The organism is Streptomyces nigrescens (genome assembly GCF_027626975.1).
In the GTDB taxonomy this organism is placed as follows: Bacteria; Actinomycetota; Actinomycetes; order Streptomycetales; family Streptomycetaceae; genus Streptomyces; species Streptomyces nigrescens.
This window is the reverse complement of record NZ_CP114203.1, coordinates 2,275,166-2,292,192: the sequence shown is the minus strand read 5'-3', so window position 1 is coordinate 2,292,192 and position 17,027 is coordinate 2,275,166. Positions and strand designations below refer to the sequence as shown.

15 protein-coding genes and 2 pseudogenes are annotated in these 17,027 nt (G+C 73.9%); 8 read left to right on the top strand and 9 right to left on the bottom strand.

Annotated elements, in window-relative coordinates; genetic code table 11:
* Positions 1-34: 34 nt before the first annotated feature.
* The 3 genes and pseudogenes from STRNI_RS10365 to STRNI_RS10355 all read right to left on the bottom strand — a co-directional run bounded on the left by STRNI_RS10365 (position 35) and on the right by STRNI_RS10355 (position 3,163).
* Positions 35-835 carry a TIGR04222 domain-containing membrane protein gene (locus STRNI_RS10365; protein WP_277411055.1) on the bottom strand — a complete coding sequence of 267 codons (801 nt, stop codon included), beginning with the start codon at positions 833-835 and terminating at the stop codon, positions 35-37.
* A gap of 225 nt (positions 836-1,060) precedes the next feature.
* Positions 1,061-2,537, bottom strand: a pseudogene (locus tag STRNI_RS10360) (multinuclear nonheme iron-dependent oxidase).
* A 233-nt stretch (positions 2,538-2,770) separates the two neighbouring features.
* Positions 2,771-3,163: a MerR family transcriptional regulator gene (locus STRNI_RS10355; RefSeq protein ID WP_018088890.1), complete on the bottom strand. Its 393-nt coding sequence runs from the start codon at positions 3,161-3,163 to the stop codon at positions 2,771-2,773.
* A 170-nt stretch (positions 3,164-3,333) separates the two neighbouring features.
* On the opposite strand from STRNI_RS10355, the gene STRNI_RS10350 reads away from it, so the two are divergent.
* Positions 3,334-4,134 carry an aminotransferase class IV family protein gene (locus STRNI_RS10350; protein ID WP_266443664.1) on the top strand — a complete coding sequence of 267 codons (801 nt, stop codon included), beginning with the start codon at positions 3,334-3,336 and terminating at the stop codon, positions 4,132-4,134.
* A 126-nt stretch (positions 4,135-4,260) separates the two neighbouring features.
* On the opposite strand, the gene STRNI_RS10345 is transcribed toward STRNI_RS10350, so the two are convergent.
* Together STRNI_RS10345 and STRNI_RS10340 are read right to left on the bottom strand one after the other, a co-directional pair.
* Positions 4,261-5,013: an aminoacyl-tRNA hydrolase gene (locus STRNI_RS10345; RefSeq protein ID WP_266443660.1), complete on the bottom strand. Its 753-nt coding sequence runs from the start codon at positions 5,011-5,013 to the stop codon at positions 4,261-4,263.
* A 94-nt stretch (positions 5,014-5,107) separates the two neighbouring features.
* Positions 5,108-5,203, bottom strand: a pseudogene (locus tag STRNI_RS10340) (ATP-binding protein); the annotation flags it as partial.
* Between the two features lie 257 nt (positions 5,204-5,460).
* On the opposite strand from STRNI_RS10340, the gene STRNI_RS10335 reads away from it, so the two are divergent.
* Both STRNI_RS10335 and STRNI_RS10330 read left to right on the top strand, forming a co-directional pair.
* The gene (locus tag STRNI_RS10335; protein ID WP_266443657.1) at positions 5,461-6,387 is read left to right on the top strand and encodes an ATP-binding cassette domain-containing protein; all 927 of its coding nucleotides are present in this window, start codon (positions 5,461-5,463) and stop codon (positions 6,385-6,387) included.
* Positions 6,384-7,052 (top strand): ABC transporter, encoded by a 669-nt coding sequence (locus STRNI_RS10330; RefSeq protein ID WP_266443654.1) that lies wholly within the window; start codon positions 6,384-6,386, stop codon positions 7,050-7,052. The genes STRNI_RS10335 and STRNI_RS10330 overlap by 4 nt, the downstream gene beginning before the upstream one ends.
* Positions 7,053-7,371: 319 nt before the next feature.
* Here STRNI_RS10330 and STRNI_RS10325 read toward each other — a convergent pair whose 3' ends face one another.
* Together STRNI_RS10325 and zapE are read right to left on the bottom strand one after the other, a co-directional pair.
* Positions 7,372-8,739, bottom strand: coding sequence for an alkaline phosphatase PhoX (locus STRNI_RS10325; RefSeq protein ID WP_018088895.1), 1,368 nt, complete (start codon positions 8,737-8,739; stop codon positions 7,372-7,374).
* 130 nt (positions 8,740-8,869) lie between these two features.
* On the bottom strand, positions 8,870-9,988 hold the full coding sequence (gene zapE, locus STRNI_RS10320; protein WP_174876320.1) for a cell division protein ZapE: 1,119 nt from the start codon (positions 9,986-9,988) through the stop codon (positions 8,870-8,872).
* A gap of 67 nt (positions 9,989-10,055) precedes the next feature.
* Between zapE and STRNI_RS10315 the strand changes: the two genes are divergently transcribed.
* Together STRNI_RS10315 and STRNI_RS10310 are read left to right on the top strand one after the other, a co-directional pair.
* Positions 10,056-10,880, top strand: a complete 825-nt coding sequence (locus tag STRNI_RS10315) for a pyrimidine reductase family protein (RefSeq protein WP_018088897.1) — start codon at positions 10,056-10,058, stop codon at positions 10,878-10,880.
* A gap of 139 nt (positions 10,881-11,019) precedes the next feature.
* Positions 11,020-11,517 carry a hypothetical protein gene (locus STRNI_RS10310; protein WP_026169501.1) on the top strand — a complete coding sequence of 166 codons (498 nt, stop codon included), beginning with the start codon at positions 11,020-11,022 and terminating at the stop codon, positions 11,515-11,517.
* 90 nt (positions 11,518-11,607) lie between these two features.
* On the opposite strand, the gene STRNI_RS10305 is transcribed toward STRNI_RS10310, so the two are convergent.
* Together STRNI_RS10305 and STRNI_RS10300 are read right to left on the bottom strand one after the other, a co-directional pair.
* On the bottom strand, positions 11,608-12,294 hold the full coding sequence (locus tag STRNI_RS10305; protein ID WP_277411054.1) for an ABC transporter ATP-binding protein: 687 nt from the start codon (positions 12,292-12,294) through the stop codon (positions 11,608-11,610).
* The gene (locus STRNI_RS10300; RefSeq protein ID WP_277411053.1) at positions 12,291-13,409 is read right to left on the bottom strand and encodes an ABC transporter permease; all 1,119 of its coding nucleotides are present in this window, start codon (positions 13,407-13,409) and stop codon (positions 12,291-12,293) included. The genes STRNI_RS10305 and STRNI_RS10300 overlap by 4 nt, the downstream gene beginning before the upstream one ends.
* 184 nt (positions 13,410-13,593) lie before the next feature.
* Here STRNI_RS10300 and STRNI_RS10295 point away from each other — a divergent pair, with 184 nt between their 5' ends.
* From STRNI_RS10295 to murC, 3 genes are all read left to right on the top strand, one after another.
* Positions 13,594-14,835, top strand: coding sequence for a sensor histidine kinase (locus STRNI_RS10295; RefSeq protein WP_159485609.1), 1,242 nt, complete (start codon positions 13,594-13,596; stop codon positions 14,833-14,835).
* The gene (locus STRNI_RS10290) at positions 14,832-15,473 is read left to right on the top strand and encodes a response regulator (RefSeq protein ID WP_018088902.1); all 642 of its coding nucleotides are present in this window, start codon (positions 14,832-14,834) and stop codon (positions 15,471-15,473) included. Before STRNI_RS10295 ends, STRNI_RS10290 begins: the two co-directional genes overlap by 4 nt.
* A gap of 140 nt (positions 15,474-15,613) precedes the next feature.
* Complete coding sequence (gene murC / locus STRNI_RS10285) at positions 15,614-17,011, top strand: UDP-N-acetylmuramate--L-alanine ligase (RefSeq protein ID WP_277411052.1); 1,398 nt, start codon at positions 15,614-15,616, stop codon at positions 17,009-17,011.
* The last annotated feature ends 16 nt before the right edge of the window (positions 17,012-17,027 follow it).

Here is a 17,027-nt window from a genome sequence, read left to right as displayed (position 1 = left end):
GTCGTTGTAAAGCACCTGGCTCCGGTGTCGGAGGCTATGCCCCGGAAGAGTGGAGCGCCGCGCGCAAGGCGGGATCGGTGAGGGCGGCGGGGCCGCGGAGGGCGAGAGTGACGAGGGAGGCGGGCGTGGCAGCGGTGGCGGGGGAGTGGCCGATGTCGGGCAGTCGCCGTTCGCCGGCGGTGGTGGCCCAGTCGCTGTACGGGTGGAGCTCGAAGCGGGCCACGGCCCAGGTGCCGAGGGTGAGGATCAGCGGCAGCGAGAACCAGGCCAGGAGCAGCCCGCCGTCCGCGCCGTCCGGTGCCGTCCAGTAGGACGCCGCGGCGGCCGGCAGCACCAGGAGAGCGGCGCCCCGCACCAGGCGGACGGCACCGGCGACGCCCGGACGGACCGCGGCGGGCAGCGCCAGCCCGTCGGTCACCAGCCGGTCGGCCACCTCCCGCACCGCGTCGTCGCCGGTCAGGGCGTCCCGTATGGCCGGTATGCGGCGCTGCCCGTCGGGCCCTATGGCGCTGAGGGTGGCGCGCTCGACGGCGTCCTTGCCGACCGGGTCGACGACGGTGGCCCAGCCGGTGTCGGCGAGCAGCAGGCGTCGCTGCTGGGCCATCAGCACCAGCACCACATCGGCGAGCCGGTGCGGGCCGCCGGAGAGGTACGCCATTTCGTACAGGGTCAGCCCGGGGCCACGGCGGCCCACGGCGGCCGTCTCCGGGACGGTGTCGGGCGGCTGCGGGGCCGGCCCGGAGGTGGCGCGGGCGGCGGCGACCGCCGCGCGGCAGAGCAGCGCACAGGACAGCACCGCCGCCGAACAGGCGACGAGGAGGAAGAGCAGCCACATGTCGGTATTTTTATGCGAGGCGACACGATGACCGCCACAAAGTTTCTCAGTATGCGGGCAGTTGCCCGGCGTCAGCTGTCCGGCGGCCGGAACCGCCGCCGCGGCCGGATTCGGCGCCGCGGCCGGGTTCGCCGCCGCGGCTCGAACCGCCCCGGGACGACGAGCTGCCACCGGGCGACGAGCCGCCTCCCACAGCTCGCACCGCTTGGGGCTACGGCATCGCGGTCACCTCGGGCCCCGGAAGAGCCGCAGGGCGCGTGCCAGCCGGGCCGCGGGCCGGGCGGACGGCGGCTTCGGGCCCGCGCGGTCCCGCCACCAGCGCGCCAACTGCCGCCGCGCGGCCGGGTCTTCGGGCCGCCCCTGGGTCAGCAGATGCGCCGCGAAGTCCAGGGCGTCCTGGCGGTAGCCGCCGCTCATGGGCCGGTTCCGGGCATGGTCCGCAAAGGCCGCCCAGTAGTCCGCGCCGAGGATCTCGGGCAGCTCGGGCGCGACCTTGGCGACCACCTCGGCCCGCTTGGCGGCCAGCGCCCGGCTCTGCACCCGCAGCCGGGTCCGGTCGAAGCCCTCGGGGGCGGGCGTTCCGGCGACCAGCGCGGACAGCAGCGCGGTCTGCGCCAGCGCCAGCCGCTGACGCGCCGCGTCGGTGCCGGTGCCGGTGCCTGTGCCGGTGCCCGCATCGCCACCCGTGGTGACCACTTGGGCCGGGGTGTCCGGGTGGGTGCCCGCATCCGGGTGGGTGCCCACGTCCGGGTGGGTGCCCACGTCCGGTGCGGTGTCCGGCACCGGTGCGGTCTCCGGCATCGGTGTGGAGTCCGGCCACGGCGCGGTGTCCGGCTCCGGCGCGGTGTCCGGCACCGCCTCAAGCCGCCCGGTCATGGCGGGCCTCCTTCAGCACGGTGCGTATCGCATCGAGTTCGCCGGCCAGTTCCCCGCCTTCGGGGAAGTCGTCGTCCCGCTCCAGCAGCACCCCGGGCGGGGTGGTCCGGGCACACAGTTCGGCGAGGACGTCCAGCACGGGCCGGGTCACCGGGTGGGCATGGCTGTCGTGCCACACTCCGTCGCGCTCCACCCCGCCCGCGACATGGACGTAGGCCAGCGCCTCCAGCGGCAGTTCGTCGAGGGCGACCGCCGGGTCCTCGCCGCGGTTGATGTGGTTCGTGTGGAGATTGGCGACATCGATGAGCAGCCGCACCCCGGTCCGCTCGACGAGCTCGGCCAGGAACTGCCCCTCGGTCAGCTCTTCGCCCGGCCAGTTGATGAGCGCGGCGATGTTCTCCAGCGCCAGCGGCACCGGCAGGGCGTCCTGGGCGATCCGTACGTTCTCGCACAGTACGTCCAGCGCGTCATGCGTACGCGGTACGGGCAGCAGATGCCCGGCCTCCATACGGGGCGAGGCGGTGAGCGGCCCGCCCGCCCGGACGAAGGCGATGTGCTCGGTGACCAGCGGTGCGCCGAGCGCCTCGGCGCGCTCGGCGAGCGCGGTCAGCCGGCCGGGGTCCGGACGGTCGGCACCGCCGAGGCCCAGCGAGACCCCGTGCGGGATCACGGTCGTGCCGCGCTCGCGCAACTCCTGCAGGGCGGACGGCAGATGGCCCGGGCAGATGTTCTCCGCCACCACCTCGACCCAGTCCACCCCGGGCAGCTCCGCGATCTCCGCGGCGATTTCCGGCCGCCAGCCGATTCCCGTACCCAGGCGCTCCATGGCTCCCCCTCTCGCTCCGTGGTGTCGGTACTCATGCCGCGTGAGGGCGGCCCGAACCCTGCACCGGCCGAGTTCAGAGGTTGATTTGAGCTTCACCGGCACCCCCGCGGGGCCGCACGGTCCCGCGGGGGGCCCTGCTCCGCCGCACCACGGTGACCGGCCGGAGCCGCGCCCCGACGGTGGCCTGATCGGACCGGGCACCGGGCCCGGCGGTGCCCCGGCCTGCTCACCTCTCAGCCGGTGCGCGGCAGCGCCTCACGGGTGGGACCGCCGGGCGACTGTGCCAAGTAGCCGGCGAGGGTGCCGCGGGTGCGTCGAAGGTTGTGTATGTGCTCGTCCACGGCCGTCATCTCGCCCTGGAGGACGGCCCGCAGATCGGCGCACCAGTCGAACTCCGGCGCTTCCTGCGCCTCCCCCCGGACGCATGGCAGCACCGAACGGATCACCTCGGTGGACAGGCCCGCGTCCAGCAACGCGCGCACGCGCCGCACGGTGACGACCGCGTCCTCGTCGTAGTCCCGGTAGCCGTTCTGCTCGCGTCTGACGTCCAGGAGGCCCTGCGCCTCGTAGTACCGCAGCAATCGTGCCTTGACCCCGGTACGCCGGGACAACTCCCCGATCAGCATGGTGCCCCGCCCATCGCATCCGAGCTTCGTGATTGACCCTCGCGCCAGGCCTTCGCGCTTGACCTTCGCGCTTGACCTTCGCATCGATGTCAAGCCTTAACGTCCTCCACCGAACGGGTATTCCGCACAGGTGCCTGACTGATGACTGGCTGATGCTGGAGTGATGCACGATGTCTTTCGTTGTTCAACGTAACGGTGTGGCGGCGACCGCAGAGGAGCTGGCGCCCCTCGCCTTCGCGGGATACGCCCACTTCACCGCCCTGCAGGTCCGGGACGGCCGGGTCCGGGGCCTCGACCTCCACCTGGAGCGGCTGCGGTCCGCCTCCCTGGAGATGTTCGGGCGGGCACTGCCCGACGACCGGGTCCGTACCTACCTGCGGACGGCGTTGCGGGCCGGTCCGGCTGACCTCTCGCTGATCGCCACGGTCTACTCCCCGGCAGGCGAGTTCACCGTGGCCGGACCTGAGGTGGAGCCTGAGCTGCTGGTCCGTACGGCACCGGCGGCAACCGGCCCCGAGGGACCGCTGGCCCTGGCGGCGGTCGAGCACGAACGGGAGCTCCCGGCCGTGAAACATGTCGGCGAGGTGGCCAAGACGTATCGCCTGCGCCAGGCCGTCGAACAGGGCTATGACGATGCGGCCTTCGTCGACCGGCGGGGCCGGCTGAGCGAGGCCACCATTTGGAACCTTGCCTTCTGGGACGGCAGCAGCGTGGTGTGGCCTGCCGCCGACATGCTGACGGGCACGACGATGGGCATCATCCGCCGCCAACTGGAACACCTCGGTGTTCCCCAGCGCACCGAGGAAGTCTCCCTGGACGACCTGCCCGCGCTGGCCGGAGCGGTCGTCATGAACTCCTGGACCCCCGGAATCCCGGTACACCGCATCGGCTCGGTCCCCCTGCCGGACGCCCCGCTGTTCCTGAAGCAGCTGCACCGGGCTTATGAGGCGGAACCTTCCCTGCTGGTGTGACGGTCGGGGCGGGCGCGCGCGTGGTCCTCCCCGTGGGGAACGGGCAGTACTGGTACCTCACGCCCATGCCGCTCCCGTATCGCATCGGGACGCAGTGGTCCGCCTACGGCCGTCGTACGCGCGGGACTACGGCCGACGTACGCGGGGGAGAGGACAGAAGCGATCGTCCCCCTCGACCACAACGGTGTTCCCGGGCGCGATCTCCGTGAACCCGGCGTCGCGCACCACGGGCAGACCGCTGCGGGTGAGCGCGTCCCACTCCGTGCGCCCGGCGGACCGCACGGAGAGCGGGAAGCCGGCCGCGCGCCAGGCCGCCCGTTCCTCCTCGGAGAGCTCCCACCACGCCAGCTGCGCGCCGTGTCCTGCCTGGGCCATCTTCTTGCCCGCCGACATCTCCAGACCGGGGTTGAACCACAGCACCGGGCCCGCGGAGGGCGGCCCGGGCGGCTGCGGATCGTCCAGCTCCGTGCCCGAGACCTGCAGGCGTGCCAGGTCCTTCGGCCAGCCGTCCAGCGGCACCGGCGGGAAGACCCGCACCTCGGCCTCGTGGCCGGTGACCGTGATGCCCGGCAGCGCCTCGGCCCGCCGCCACTCCGCGCGGCGCGCCCGCCGCACCACCTTCCGGATCCGGGCGTCCTGCCAGTCCCGTACCGCCGCGGCCCACTCGCCGTCCCCGGCCGACCGCTCGTCCGACAGCAGCACCAGCACCGCCCGCGCCGCCGTCTCCAGCGCGTCCGTACGCGCCGGCGGCGCCTCCCGCTCGATACGGACGACGAGCGGCAGCACGAACTGCGGTGCCGCGTCCCGGTCGGTCTCTGCGTGCTCGGTAGCGCTGGTGGCGGTGTTGCCGGGCTCCCCGGCGGTCTCGGTGCTGGTCACCCGAACAGTCTGCCAGCCGCCACCGACAGCGCCCCCGCCCCGCTCCCGCGCCCCCGCCCCGCTCGCGGCTTTCGAGTGGCGGGCGGGCCTCAACAAGCCAGGCGCGGGCCGCCTCGGCGTAGGGCTCAAGGTATTTGAGGCGGAAGGGGGAGTTGGGGCCGAGAACGGTGTCCCCCGCGATGCGTCCGCGGGAACGGGCGCAGCAGAAAACCGGTGTGGCTGCGGCGTTTCGCAGGGTGGTTTCAGGCATCAAGATCAGGCGTCGCCCGTCTGGAAGAGTCGCAGCCACCGTCCGGCAGCCGTGCATGCCAACGCCGCCCGCCCGGCGCGAGGTTGGGGTGCGTACGGCCGGGGGCGAACGCGCCCCCAGGCAGGCACCGGGCGGTCGCTGCGGCTACCGTCGGGTTCGGCGGGGGCCGCCAGGAGGCAGCGGAGGTGCCGGAACGCATGAGGCTCGACGGGGTGGGACGGCGGTACGGGGTGCGCGGCCCCTGGGTGCTGCGGGAGGTGGATCTCGACGTGCCCCCGCGGGCACTGCTGCGCATCGAGGGGACCAACGGCAGCGGGAAATCCACCCTGCTGCGGCTGCTCGCCGGGATCGACCGGCCCAGCACCGGACGGATCACCGGCCGCCCGCGCACCGCCTATGTGCCCGAACGCTTCCCGGTCGCCCTGCCCTTCACCGCCGCCGGCTACCTCACCCACCTCGGCCGCATCCACGGTCTGCACGGCCCCGAAGCGGCCCGCCGCGCCACCGAGTGGCTCGAACGCTTCGGGGCGGCCGGTCATGCGCACACCCGGCTGGCCGAGCTGTCCAAGGGAACGAGCCAGAAGGTCGCGGTCGCCCAGGCGCTGCTCGCCGAGCCCGGCCTTCTGGTACTGGACGAGGCCTGGACCGGTCTGGACCGGGGCGCGCGCGAGGTGCTCGACCGTGCGGTCGCCGAACGGGTCGCGGACGGCGGCACCGTCGTGTTCGTCGACCATGACCCGCAGCGGCTGGCCGGCGCCGCCGATGCTCGCTACCGGGTAGCGGACGGGCGGCTGCTGACCCAGGAGGAGGGCGGCCCGGCGGCTGGTGCGCGGACCGCGGCCGGTCCCCGCGTGCTCATCGAGGCCGAGGGCGCACCGGGGAGCCTGCCGCCTGCCGGAGCGCCGCAGCTGCCCGGCGGACCGGAGATCGCGCCCGGACCGGACGGGACGACCCGGCTGACGGTTCCGGCCGTGCACTCCGACGCCCTGCTGCGCGCCCTGCTCACCGCCCGGCCGCCCTGGCACATCCGCGCGGTCACCGCTGCCCCACCGCCGCACGACGCCCCCGGCACCGTCCCTGTGACCGACGACGCCCCCGCACCCCACGAGGCCCCCCTCCCGTGATCGCTCTCCTCCGCTATCAGGCGGCACTGCTCATCGGCTCGCACCGCTGGCTGCCGCCGGTCATCCTCTACGCCGCCTGGCTGGCCCTCGGCATCCGGAGCGGCGACCCGATCCTCGACGGGTTCGGCTATGCGGCCGGCGGACTGCTGCCGGCCGCCGTATGGCTGACCCGGGTCTGTGTCACCAACGAGCCGCCGGCCGCCCGCAATTGCGCCGCGGCCGCTGCCGGGCCCGGACGGGTGCACCTCGCCTGTGTACTGACCGCGGCCGGCACCGCCCTGCTGCTCGCACTCGTCGGCACGGCAGTGGTCGTGCTGCTGTCGGACCCGCGCTCCAACGACCATCAGGTCGCCGTTCCCGTCCTGCCCGCGGCGCTCGCCGGACTGCTCGCCGCGCTGGCGTGTCTGCTGATGGGCACCGCCGTCGGCGCGCTGAGCAACTGGCCGGTGCTGCGCAGCACCGGCTGGAGCATCCCGGCGGGTCTGCTCGCCGCCCTGCTGCTGTTGGTGCTGGGCGCCTCGCCCGCCAACGCCGCCGTATCGGGCCTGGTCACCGGCTCCGCCCACGGGACGATCAGCACCCCCTGGCTGCCGCTCGCCGCCACCGCCCTGATCGCGGCCGCCGCCGTAGCGGCCGCGTGCGCCCTCAGCTCGCGGCGCGGGTGAAGCGGGACGCGGCGCAACCAGGGCGCGGCGCAAGCGGGGCGTGACGCAACCGGGGCGCGGCAGAACCGGGGTGCGGCAGAACCGGGTGTGGCTGCTTCGGGGCGCGCCGGAACCGCGGCGCGGCTGAGCCGGCTGTGGCTGCTTCGGGGCGCGGCGCAACCGGGGCGCGGTTGAAGCGGAGGGCGCGGTTCAAGCGAGGGCCAGGGCTCTCCCCCGCCCCCTCCCCCTCCTCCCCCTTCGGGGGAGGGGGCGGGGGTGGGTTCGGGGGTGGGGGAGGGGAGGAGCGGCCGTCCGCCTGCTCCCCCCACCCCAGTCGGCCTCAGTGGTGCCAGGGCCCGGTCACCGCGAACGTCGTTCCCGGCGTATAGCAATTGACATACATCGTCCGGTGGTCGGGCGAGAACGTCACCCCGGCGAACTCGCCCCACTCCGGCTTCTGCGGGGTGCCGATGTTCTGCCGGCCGCGCGCCATCGCATAGACCTCGCCGCGCCGGGTGAGGCCGAAGACGTGCTGGGCGCCCTCGCCGTCCTCACACACCATCAGGCCGCCGCTGGGCGCGAGGCAGATGTTGTCGGGGGACTCGCCGGGGAGCTGGAGATCCGTCTTCGGACCGAAGACGACGACCTGGGTGAGCCGCCGCTTCTTCGGGTCGTACTTCCAGATCTGGCCGTAGTGGTCGGCCGCCGAGCCGTCCTCGCGGTGCGCGAAGCTGGAGACGAAGTAGACGCAGGAGCCGCCCCAGTAGCAGCCCTCCAGCTTCTGGGCGTGGGTGATCCCCTGGGGGCCGAAGTCCTGGAAGCGGATCGGGGTCTCCCGGGCGAGCGGATCGGGCACATCCACCCAGGTGACGTGGTCGAAGGTGGTGCCGGGCCGCTGGATGGTGGAGAGGTCGGGCACCCCGGGGACCCGCAGCGCCTGGAGGCGGCCGCCGGCCCGGAGCGAACCGCGGCCGCCCATCGGCTTTTCGGGCAGAAAGCGGTAGAAGAGGCCGAACGGCTTCTCGAAGGCGTCCTCGGTCTCGTAGACGATGCCGGTGCCGGGGTCCACGGCGATCGCCTCGTGCTGGAAGCGGCCCATCGCGGTCAGCGGGACCGCTCCGGTGCGCCGCGGATCGTACGGATCGACCTCGAAGATGAAGCCGTGGTCCTTGGTGTAGTTCTCCTCACCGGCCCGGAACTCGGTCTCCTCGCAGGTCAGCCAGGTGTTCCAGGGGGTGGGCCCGCCCGCGCAGTTGGTGGAGGTGCCGGCGATCGCGACCCGCTCAGAGAGGACCTTGTTGTCCCCGTCGAGTTCCAGGGCCGTACAGCCGCCCTCACCACCGGGGTCGTAGGTCAGATCGCGGACCCGGGGGACGGCCTGGCGGGAGCCCGTACGGTTCTCGTGGTTGCGGACGAGGTGGGTGCCACCACGGCGGCCGGGGAAGGCCGACATACCGTCACAGTTGCTGGGCACCTTGCCCTCCCCCGAGGGCAGCGGGTCGCCCTCCCGGGACAGGACCCGGTAGCGGAAGCCCCGGGGCAGGTCGAGCAGGCCGTCCGGGTCGGGCACCAGCGGGCCGTAGCCGCGCTGTCCCATGCTCTGGGCGGTCGCGGTCCCCGCGAAGAGCTCCGTGAGGCTCCCGGAGAAGGCGATTCCGGCCCCCAGAGCACCTGTGCGGGCCAGGATCTGACGTCGTGTCGCGGACATGGGCAACTCCCTGTTGGCGGACAGGTGGCGTGATCCGCTCGTGTGTACCATGCCGCCGGGCCGCCGGGAACCGGCCGACGGGCACCAACCGGGTGTTGCCGCTGATACGTCCTGATCCGTAAGGCAGGCCCTACCGGGCCTCGGCCACCAGGGCACCCGCGTCGCGCGCCAGCGCCGTGAGCCGGGAGATCGCCCGGTAGTACTTCTTGCGGTAGCCGCCGCGCAGCATCTCGTCGCTGAACAGCTCGTCGAAGGCCTTGCCGGAGGTCACCACCGGCACCTCGCGGTCGTAGAGCCGGTCCGCGAGGACGACCAGCCGCAGCGCCGTGGACTGGTCGGGCACCGCCTGGACATCGGTGAGGCAGACCGCCTCGATGCCGTCGCACATGGCGCCGTAGCGGCTGGGGTGCACCTTGGACAGATGCTCCAGCAGGGAGGGGAAGTCGTCGAGCGAGGCGCCCGGGGTGCGGTACGCGGTGCGCGTGACGGTCTCGTCGTCGTACGGGGCGGGTGCCTCGGGCAGACCGCGGTGGCGGTAGTCCTCGCCGTCGATGCGCAGCGGACGGAAGTGGGCGCTCAGCCCCTGGATCTCGCGCAGGAAGTCGGCGGCGGCGAAGCGGCCCTCGCCGAGCTTGCCGGGCAGCGTGTTGGAGGTGGCGGCCAGCGCCACCCCGGCGTCCACCAGCTTGCCGAGCAGGGTGGAGACCAGGACCGTGTCACCGGGGTCGTCGAGCTCGAACTCGTCGATGCACAGCAGCTTGTGTTCGCCGAGCGTCTTGACGGTCTGCTGGAAGCCGAGCGCGCCGACGAGGTTGGTCAGCTCGACGAAGGTGCCGAAGGCCTTGCGCTCGGCCGGAGCGGGGGTGGCGTGCCACAGGGAGGCGAGCAGATGGGTCTTGCCGACGCCGTAGCCGCCGTCCAGATAGACCCCGCGCGGGCCCTGGGGGGCCGCCGGCTTCCTGGCGAACCAGCGCCGCTTGCCCGCGCCCGCCCGCCCGGCGTCGATGCCGTCCGCGAAGTCGCTCAGGACCTGTACGGCCTCGGCCTGGCTGGGCTGCTGGGCATCCGGGATGTAGGTGTCGAAGCGGGCGCCCTGGAAGCGCGGCGGCGGCACCATCTCGGCGACCAGGCGGTCGGCCGGGACCTGCGGGGCGCGGGCGGTGAGGGCGGCGGGCACCGCGTCGTCCCCGTCGGCCGGCGGTGCGGCTGTCGGGTCGGGCTGCGGGGAGGAGTGCTGGGAAGGCGACACAGCCGTCCAGCCTATCTCCTGTGCGGTACCCGCCGGTCCGGTCAGCGAGGCATGTCACACTGCCGCCATGCGACGCCTGTTCCCGCTCCCCGCCCCACCCGTTCCGGCCCCTGACCTCGACCGCAGGGGAACGGGGAGCACCGACCCCACGGACCGTGAGTGGACGCTGGACGAGCTCGCCGAGGCCTATGCGTACCCGGCTGCGGACGACCCGGCGCGCTCCGGGCGGCCCGGCTGGCTGCGGGCGAACATGGTGTCCTCCCTGGACGGCGCGGCCCATCACGAGGGCCGCTCGCAGCCGCTCTCCGGCGCCGCCGACATGCGGATCTTCGGGGTGCTGCGGGGGCTCGCGGATGCCGTGGTGGTGGGGGCGGAGACGGTGCGGCAGGAGGGCTACCGGCCGGCCCGTGCCCGGGAGGCGTTCGCCGCCCGGCGGGCCGCCGCCGGCCAGGGCCCGGCCCCCGCCATCGCCGTGGTGACCGCCGGCCTCGGGCTGGACTTCACCCTGCCGCTGTTCACCGAGCCGCATGTGCCCACCGTGGTGCTGACCGGTGCGGGTGCGCCGGCGGACCGGGTGGACCGGGCCCGTGCGGCGGGCGCCGAGGTGCTGTTCGCGGGGGAGGGGCTGGGTGTCGACCCGGCCCGGGTGGCCGGGGTGCTGGCCGGGCGGGGCCACCGCCGGCTGCTGACGGAGGGCGGGCCGAGGCTGCTGGGGCAGCTGGCGGCGGCCGATGCGCTGGACGAGATGTGTCTGTCGCTGGCTCCCGTGGTCGCCGTGGGCGACGCGCCGCGGATCATGAACGGTCCCGCCGTCGCGGTTCCGGAGCGCTTCGCCCTGGCATCGGTGTTGGAAGAGGCCGGGTTCCTGTTCACTCGCTACCGTCGGTCCTGACAATCAGCGGAACTATCTGTTCCGCTTAGCTTCCGTTGGGCACACTAAAAGCCAACAGGTCCCGTGTGACGACGGGGCAGGATGGTGTCTGTCGGGCTCCGTGCCATGCGGCGCCCCGAAGAGAAGAAGGGCGTCCGTCGTGTTCACGAGCGTATTGATGATCGAGAAGCCTCTGACGCCCGTCGACGTGGAGTTTGTGACCACCCTGCACGGCGATGACCGGATCTCGTTCGTCGTGCTCATGCAGCCGCGCGGTAAGCAGGACGTGCTGCTGCGGGCCATCGACGACGTCGCCCTCGGCGAGTTCGACGATGCCGTACGGGAGGCGGAGGAACCGGGCGGCTCCCAGGCCGAGGCCCCCGCCGAGCTCGCCCTGGCGCACACCTTGCAGGCGCTGCGCGACGCCGGTTCGGAGGCCGTCGGGCAGGTGGTCGAGGACAAACCGCTGGACCTGCTGCGGTCCATCGTCGACGAGACCGGAGCGGACGAGGTGATCGTGCTGACCACCCCGCACTTCGTCGAGGAGTTCTTCCACCGCGACTGGGCCTCCCGCGCCCGTCACAAGGTCGGCGTCCCGGTCCTCAAGCTCTTCTCGCACGCGCCGGACGACCAGCCCCAGGGCACTTCCGGCAGCTGAGAAGCCGACGCCGCGGAGCCGGTCCCTCCGGAGGGACCGGCTCCGGCGTTCCCGCCCGGCCGGGCGGGAACCGCCCCGTGCGGGCGGGAGTCAGCGGCGGGCGCAGCGGTGCGGGCGGAGCCGGCCGTCCAGCACCTCGGCGACCTCGTCCGCCGCGTCCAGATGCGCCCGGTCGTGGGTGACCAGCACCGTCGCGGTGGCGCGCTCCTGGGTGAGGGTGCGCAGCAGGGTGAGCACCGCGGCGCCCCGTTCGTGGTCCAGGGCGCTGGTCGGCTCGTCCACCAGCAGCACCGCGGGCTCGTTCATCAGCGCCCGCGCGATGTTGATCCGCTGCCGCTGGCCGCCCGACAGCTGATGCGGCCGCCGCCCCGCCAGCTCCGCCAGGCCGACCGCCGCCAGTAGTTCCCGCGCCCGGACGCGCGCCGTACGGGACGGGCGGCCGTCCAGACGGGCCATCACCTCCAGCTGCTCGGCGGCCGTCAGCGACGGCAGCAGGTTCGGCTGCTGGAAGACCGTGCCGATGGTGGTGCGGCGCAGCCTCGTCAGCTCGGAGCGGCCGAGTCCCGCGGTGTCCGTGCCGTCGATCACCACCCGTCCGCGGTCCGGGCCGATCAGCGTGGCGGCGACCGCGAGCAGGCTGGACTTGCCGGAGCCGGACGGCCCGATCACCGCCGTCAGACAGCCGGCGGGCACGGTCAGCGAGACCCGGTCCAGCGCGGTCAGCCGGGCGTCGCCGTCGGGGTAGGTGAGGGTGACATCGGTCAGTTCGAGGCTCATCGGGCACTTCCCAGGGCGGTCAGCGGGTCCACGGAGGTGATGCGGCGGATGGCGAGCGCGGCGCCGGCGGCCCCCAGCGCGATCATGATCAGGGCCGGTACCAGCACGGTCGGCGGATCGAGGACGAACGGCACGGTGCCGCCGATCGCGGCGCCCACCGCTGCCACCACGGCGGTGCCCAGCGCGGTCCCGGCCACCAGCAGGACGACGGCCTGGCCGAGCGCGTCCCGCAGCAGCGAGCCGGTCGAGGCGCCCAGCGCCTTCAGCACCGCAACATCGCCGCTGCGCTGGACCGTCCACACCGTGAAGAAGGCGCCGATGACCAGCGCGGAGATGACGAACAGAAAGCCGCGCATCAGCTGCAGCGAACCGTTCTCGGCGGTGAACGAGCCGATGGCCCGCACCGCGTCGTCGGTGGTGACGGTCTTCGTGCCGAGCTCCTTGTCGGCGGCCGGCAGACCGGACGTCCCGGTGGTGGACAGGGCCAGCACCGTGGCGCCGACGGAGCCGCGGTCGGGGCCGCTCCGGCCGGAACCAGGGCCCGCACCGGCCGGCCCGGAGCCGCCCGCGAGCCGCTGCCAGTCGCCCAGCGAGGTCCACACCACCGGCGTGTGGCTGTACATCGCCGCGCCCGACACCGCCGCGACCTCGAAGCTCCGCCCGCCCAGCGTCAGCCGTCCGCCGGCCCGCACACCGAGCGACGCGGCGGCCTTCTCGGACAGCACCACCGCACCGTCACCGACCCGCCCCGGCGCCGGCCGGGACCCGGGCCGCACCCCGAACGCCGACACCGCGGCGGTCCGGCCGCCCGCCTCGGCCCGGGCCGTCGCGATGCCCAGCGGCTCGGCGTGCCGTACGCCCGGCACCCGCGACCAGGCCCGCACGGTCCGCTCCGGCAGCCGCGAATCGGTGAACGTGAGCTTGCTGCCGTCGATGGGCGCCGCGAACACCAGATGGTCGGCGGGCAGCCCGGTGATCGCCGAGGTGTTCTCCCGGCCCAGGCCCGCCATCAGGCCCGACAGCAGCCCCACCAGCGCCGTGATCAGCACGATCACGGTGCCCATCAGGGCGAACCGCCCCTTGGCGAATCTCAGGTCTCTCCAGGCGACGAACACAGTGCTTGCCCTCTTCGGATCGGGCGCCGGACCCCACTGCCCGGCGGCTGGCCCCCACCGTCGCCTCCCGGACGGGGCCGTGGCATCGCGCCGGGGAGGGGGCCACCGGCGTCGAAAGGGGCGTCCCGCGGTCAATCCTTTGGTTGATGCCGCCGGTGAACAGGGCCCTTAGCCTGGAGGCGCCGTGACCGAAGAAGCCGTGACCTCTCCCTCCCTCACCCCCGTCCAGCGGGCGCTGCGCAGCTGCCTGCATCTGATGGTGGCCACGCTGCTCGCGCTCGCCGCCGTACGGGCGGTGGCCGACCGCACCCCGGACGCCCCCGCCGTGCTCGCCGCCGCGGTGGCGCTGTGCGCGCTCTACGTCACCGGCCACAGGCTGCCCCGTCTGCGCACCTCCACCGGCGCCGCCGCCCTCTGGCTCGCCGCCCTCGCCCTGGTCTGGCTGGTCCTGCTGGCCCTCACCCCGGACGGCGTCTGGGTGGCCTTCCCGCTCTTCTTCGTCCAACTGCATCTGCTGCCGCTGCGAGGGGCCCTGCCCGCGGTCGCGGCCACCACCCTCGCCGCCGTCGCCGGATTCGGCCGGCACACCCACACCCTCAGCGTCGGCACGGTGCTCGGCCCCGTCCTGGGCGCCGCCGTCGCGGTCGCAGTCGTCCTCGGGTACGAGGCCCTCTACCGGGAGAGCGAACAGCGCCGCCGCCTCATCGAGGAGCTCACCGCGACCCGCAGCGAACTCGCCGACGCCGAACACGCCGCCGGAGTGCTCGCCGAACGCGAACGGCTGGCCCGGGAGATCCACGACACCCTCGCGCAGGGCCTGTCCAGCATCCAGCTGCTGCTGCGGGCCGCCGAGCGCGCCCTGCCGGAGCGGCCCGGCACTGCCCTCGGCCACGTCCGGCAGGCCCGCACCGCCGCCGTCGACAACCTCGCCGAGGCGCGCCGTTTCGTGCGGGCGCTCAGCCCGCCCGACCTGGCGGCCGGGTCGCTGCCCGCCGCCCTGGAGCGGCTCTGCGCCACCACGGCCGCAGCCTCCGGTCTCGCCGTGCACTGCCAGGTCTCCGGCGCGCCCACCGCACTGCCCACCCCGCACGAGGTCGCCCTGCTGCGCATCGCCCAGTCCGCGCTCGCCAACACCGTCCGGCACGCCGCCGCGGACCGCGTCGAGCTGACCCTGAGCTACATGGACACCGAGGTCGCGCTGGACATCGTCGACGACGGCACGGGGTTCGTCCCCGCCGAGGTGCCCGCACCGGGCTCCGCCGCGGTCCCCGGCACCGGCTTCGGCCTCGCCGCGATGCGCGCCCGGGCCCGCGCCCTCCAGGGCACCCTCGCCGTCGAGTCCGCCCCCGGGGAGGGCACCGCGGTCGCCGCCACCCTGCCCTGCCCCGCCACCGCGCCCGTCGCCGCGCCGGAGGCCGCCTCGTGACCGCGCCGGACCCGCCCGTCAGGCTGCTGCTCGCCGACGACCACCCCGTCGTCCGGGCCGGACTGCGCGCCGTCCTGGAGACCGAGGAGGACTTCGAGATCGTCGCCGACGTGCCCACCGCCGAGCAGGCCGTCGGCCTCGCCGCGCGGCTCGACGTCGACGTGGTCCTCATGGACCTCCAGTTCGGCGGCCGGATGCTCGGCTCGCAGGCCACCGCCGCGATCACCGCCGCCCCCGGCGCCCCGCGCGTCCTCGTCCTGACCACGTACGACACCGACGCCGACATCCTCGCCGCCATCGAGGCGGGCGCCACCGGCTACCTCCTCAAGGACGCCCCGCCGGAGGAGCTTGCCGCCGCGGTGCGCACCGCCGCCGCCGGGAAGTCGGCGCTCGCCCCCACCGTCGCGCTGCGCCTCATGGACCGGATGCGCACCCCCGCCACCGCGCTCTCCCGGCGCGAGACCGAGGTCCTCCAGCTCGTCGCCGACGGCCTGTCGAACGCGGCGGTCAGCAAACAGCTCTTCCTCAGCCAGGCGACCGTCAAGTCCCACCTCGTCCACATTTACTCCAAGCTGGGCGTGGACTCCCGAACGTCCGCGGTCGCCGCCGCCACCGCACAGGGCCTGATCCGCCGCTGACCACCGGTCTTCGCGCCGGAGCCGGCACCCGGCCGGGGTCCGTGGACCGGCTCTGCCGGTGCCGGGTGCGAGAATCATCGACAGCACGACAGAACGACCGCACCACCGCTCGCGACGATCGACATCAGGGAGACCCGCCCATGGCACCCGCCATCCCAGCCTCGATGGACCGGCCGCACTTCATCGGCATCGGCGGAGCCGGTATGTCGGGCATCGCCAAGATCCTTGCGCAGCGCGGCGCCCAGGTGGCGGGCAGCGACGCCAAGGATTCCGCGACCGCCCAGGCCCTGCGCGCCCTCGGCGCCACGGTCCACATCGGCCATGCCGCCGGGCATCTCGCCGCCGACGCCACCAGCGTCGTCGTCTCCTCCGCGATCCGCCCCGACAACCCCGAGCTGGCGGCAGCCCACGAGCGCGGCATCCCCGTCGTGCACCGCTCGGACGCCCTCGCCTCCCTGATGGACGCCGCGCGGCCGATCGCCGTGGCCGGCACCCATGGCAAGACGACCACGACCTCCATGCTCGCGGTCTCGCTCGGCGCCCTCGGCCTCAAGCCCTCGTACGCCATCGGCGGCGACCTCGACGCCCCGGGGTCCAACGCCGAGCACGGCTCGGGCGACATCTTCGTCGCGGAGGCCGACGAGAGCGACCGCAGCTTCCACAAGTACGCCCCCGAGGTCGCCATCATCCTCAACGTGGAGCTGGACCACCACGCCAACTACGCCTCGATGGACGAGATCTACGAGTCCTTCGAGACCTTCGTCGGCCGTATCCGCCCCGGCGGCACCCTGGTCATCTCCGCCGACCACCCCGGCGCCCGCGAGCTGACCGAGCGGATCTCCGGCCGCTACGACATCGAGGTCGTCACCTACGGTGAGTCCGCGGACGCCGACGTGCGCATCCTCAAGGTCAACCCCCGCGGCCTGACCAGCGATGTCACCGTCACCCTGACCAGCGGCAAGATCCTCACCTTCACGGTCTCCGTCCCGGGCCGGCACTACGCCTCCAACGCCGTCGCCGCGCTGGCCGCCGGTGTCGCCCTGGACCTCCCGCCGCACAACCTCGCCTCCGCGCTCGGCAAGTACACCGGCGTCAAGCGCCGCCTCCAGCTCAAGGGCGAGGCGGCCGGCGTGCAGGTCATCGACTCCTACGCCCACCACCCCACGGAGATGACCGCCGACCTGGAGGCGATCCGCGGCGCCGCCGAGGACGCCCGCGTACTCGTCGTCTTCCAGCCGCATCTCTTCTCCCGCACCCAGGAGCTGGGCACGGAGATGGGCCAGGCGCTCGCCCTCGCCGACGCCTCCGTCGTCCTGGACATCTACCCGGCCCGTGAGGACCCGATCCCGGGCGTCACCAGCACCCTGATCATCGATGCCGCGCGCGCCGCGGGCGCCGATGTCACCCCCGAGAGCCACCAGGCCGCCGTCCCGGACGTCATCGCCGGAATGGCGAAGCCCGGTGACCTTGTTCTCACCATGGGCGCGGGCGATGTGACCGACCTCGGCCCCGCCATCCTGTCCCGCCTGGGCAGCTGAGCTGAGGAGGCCCCAG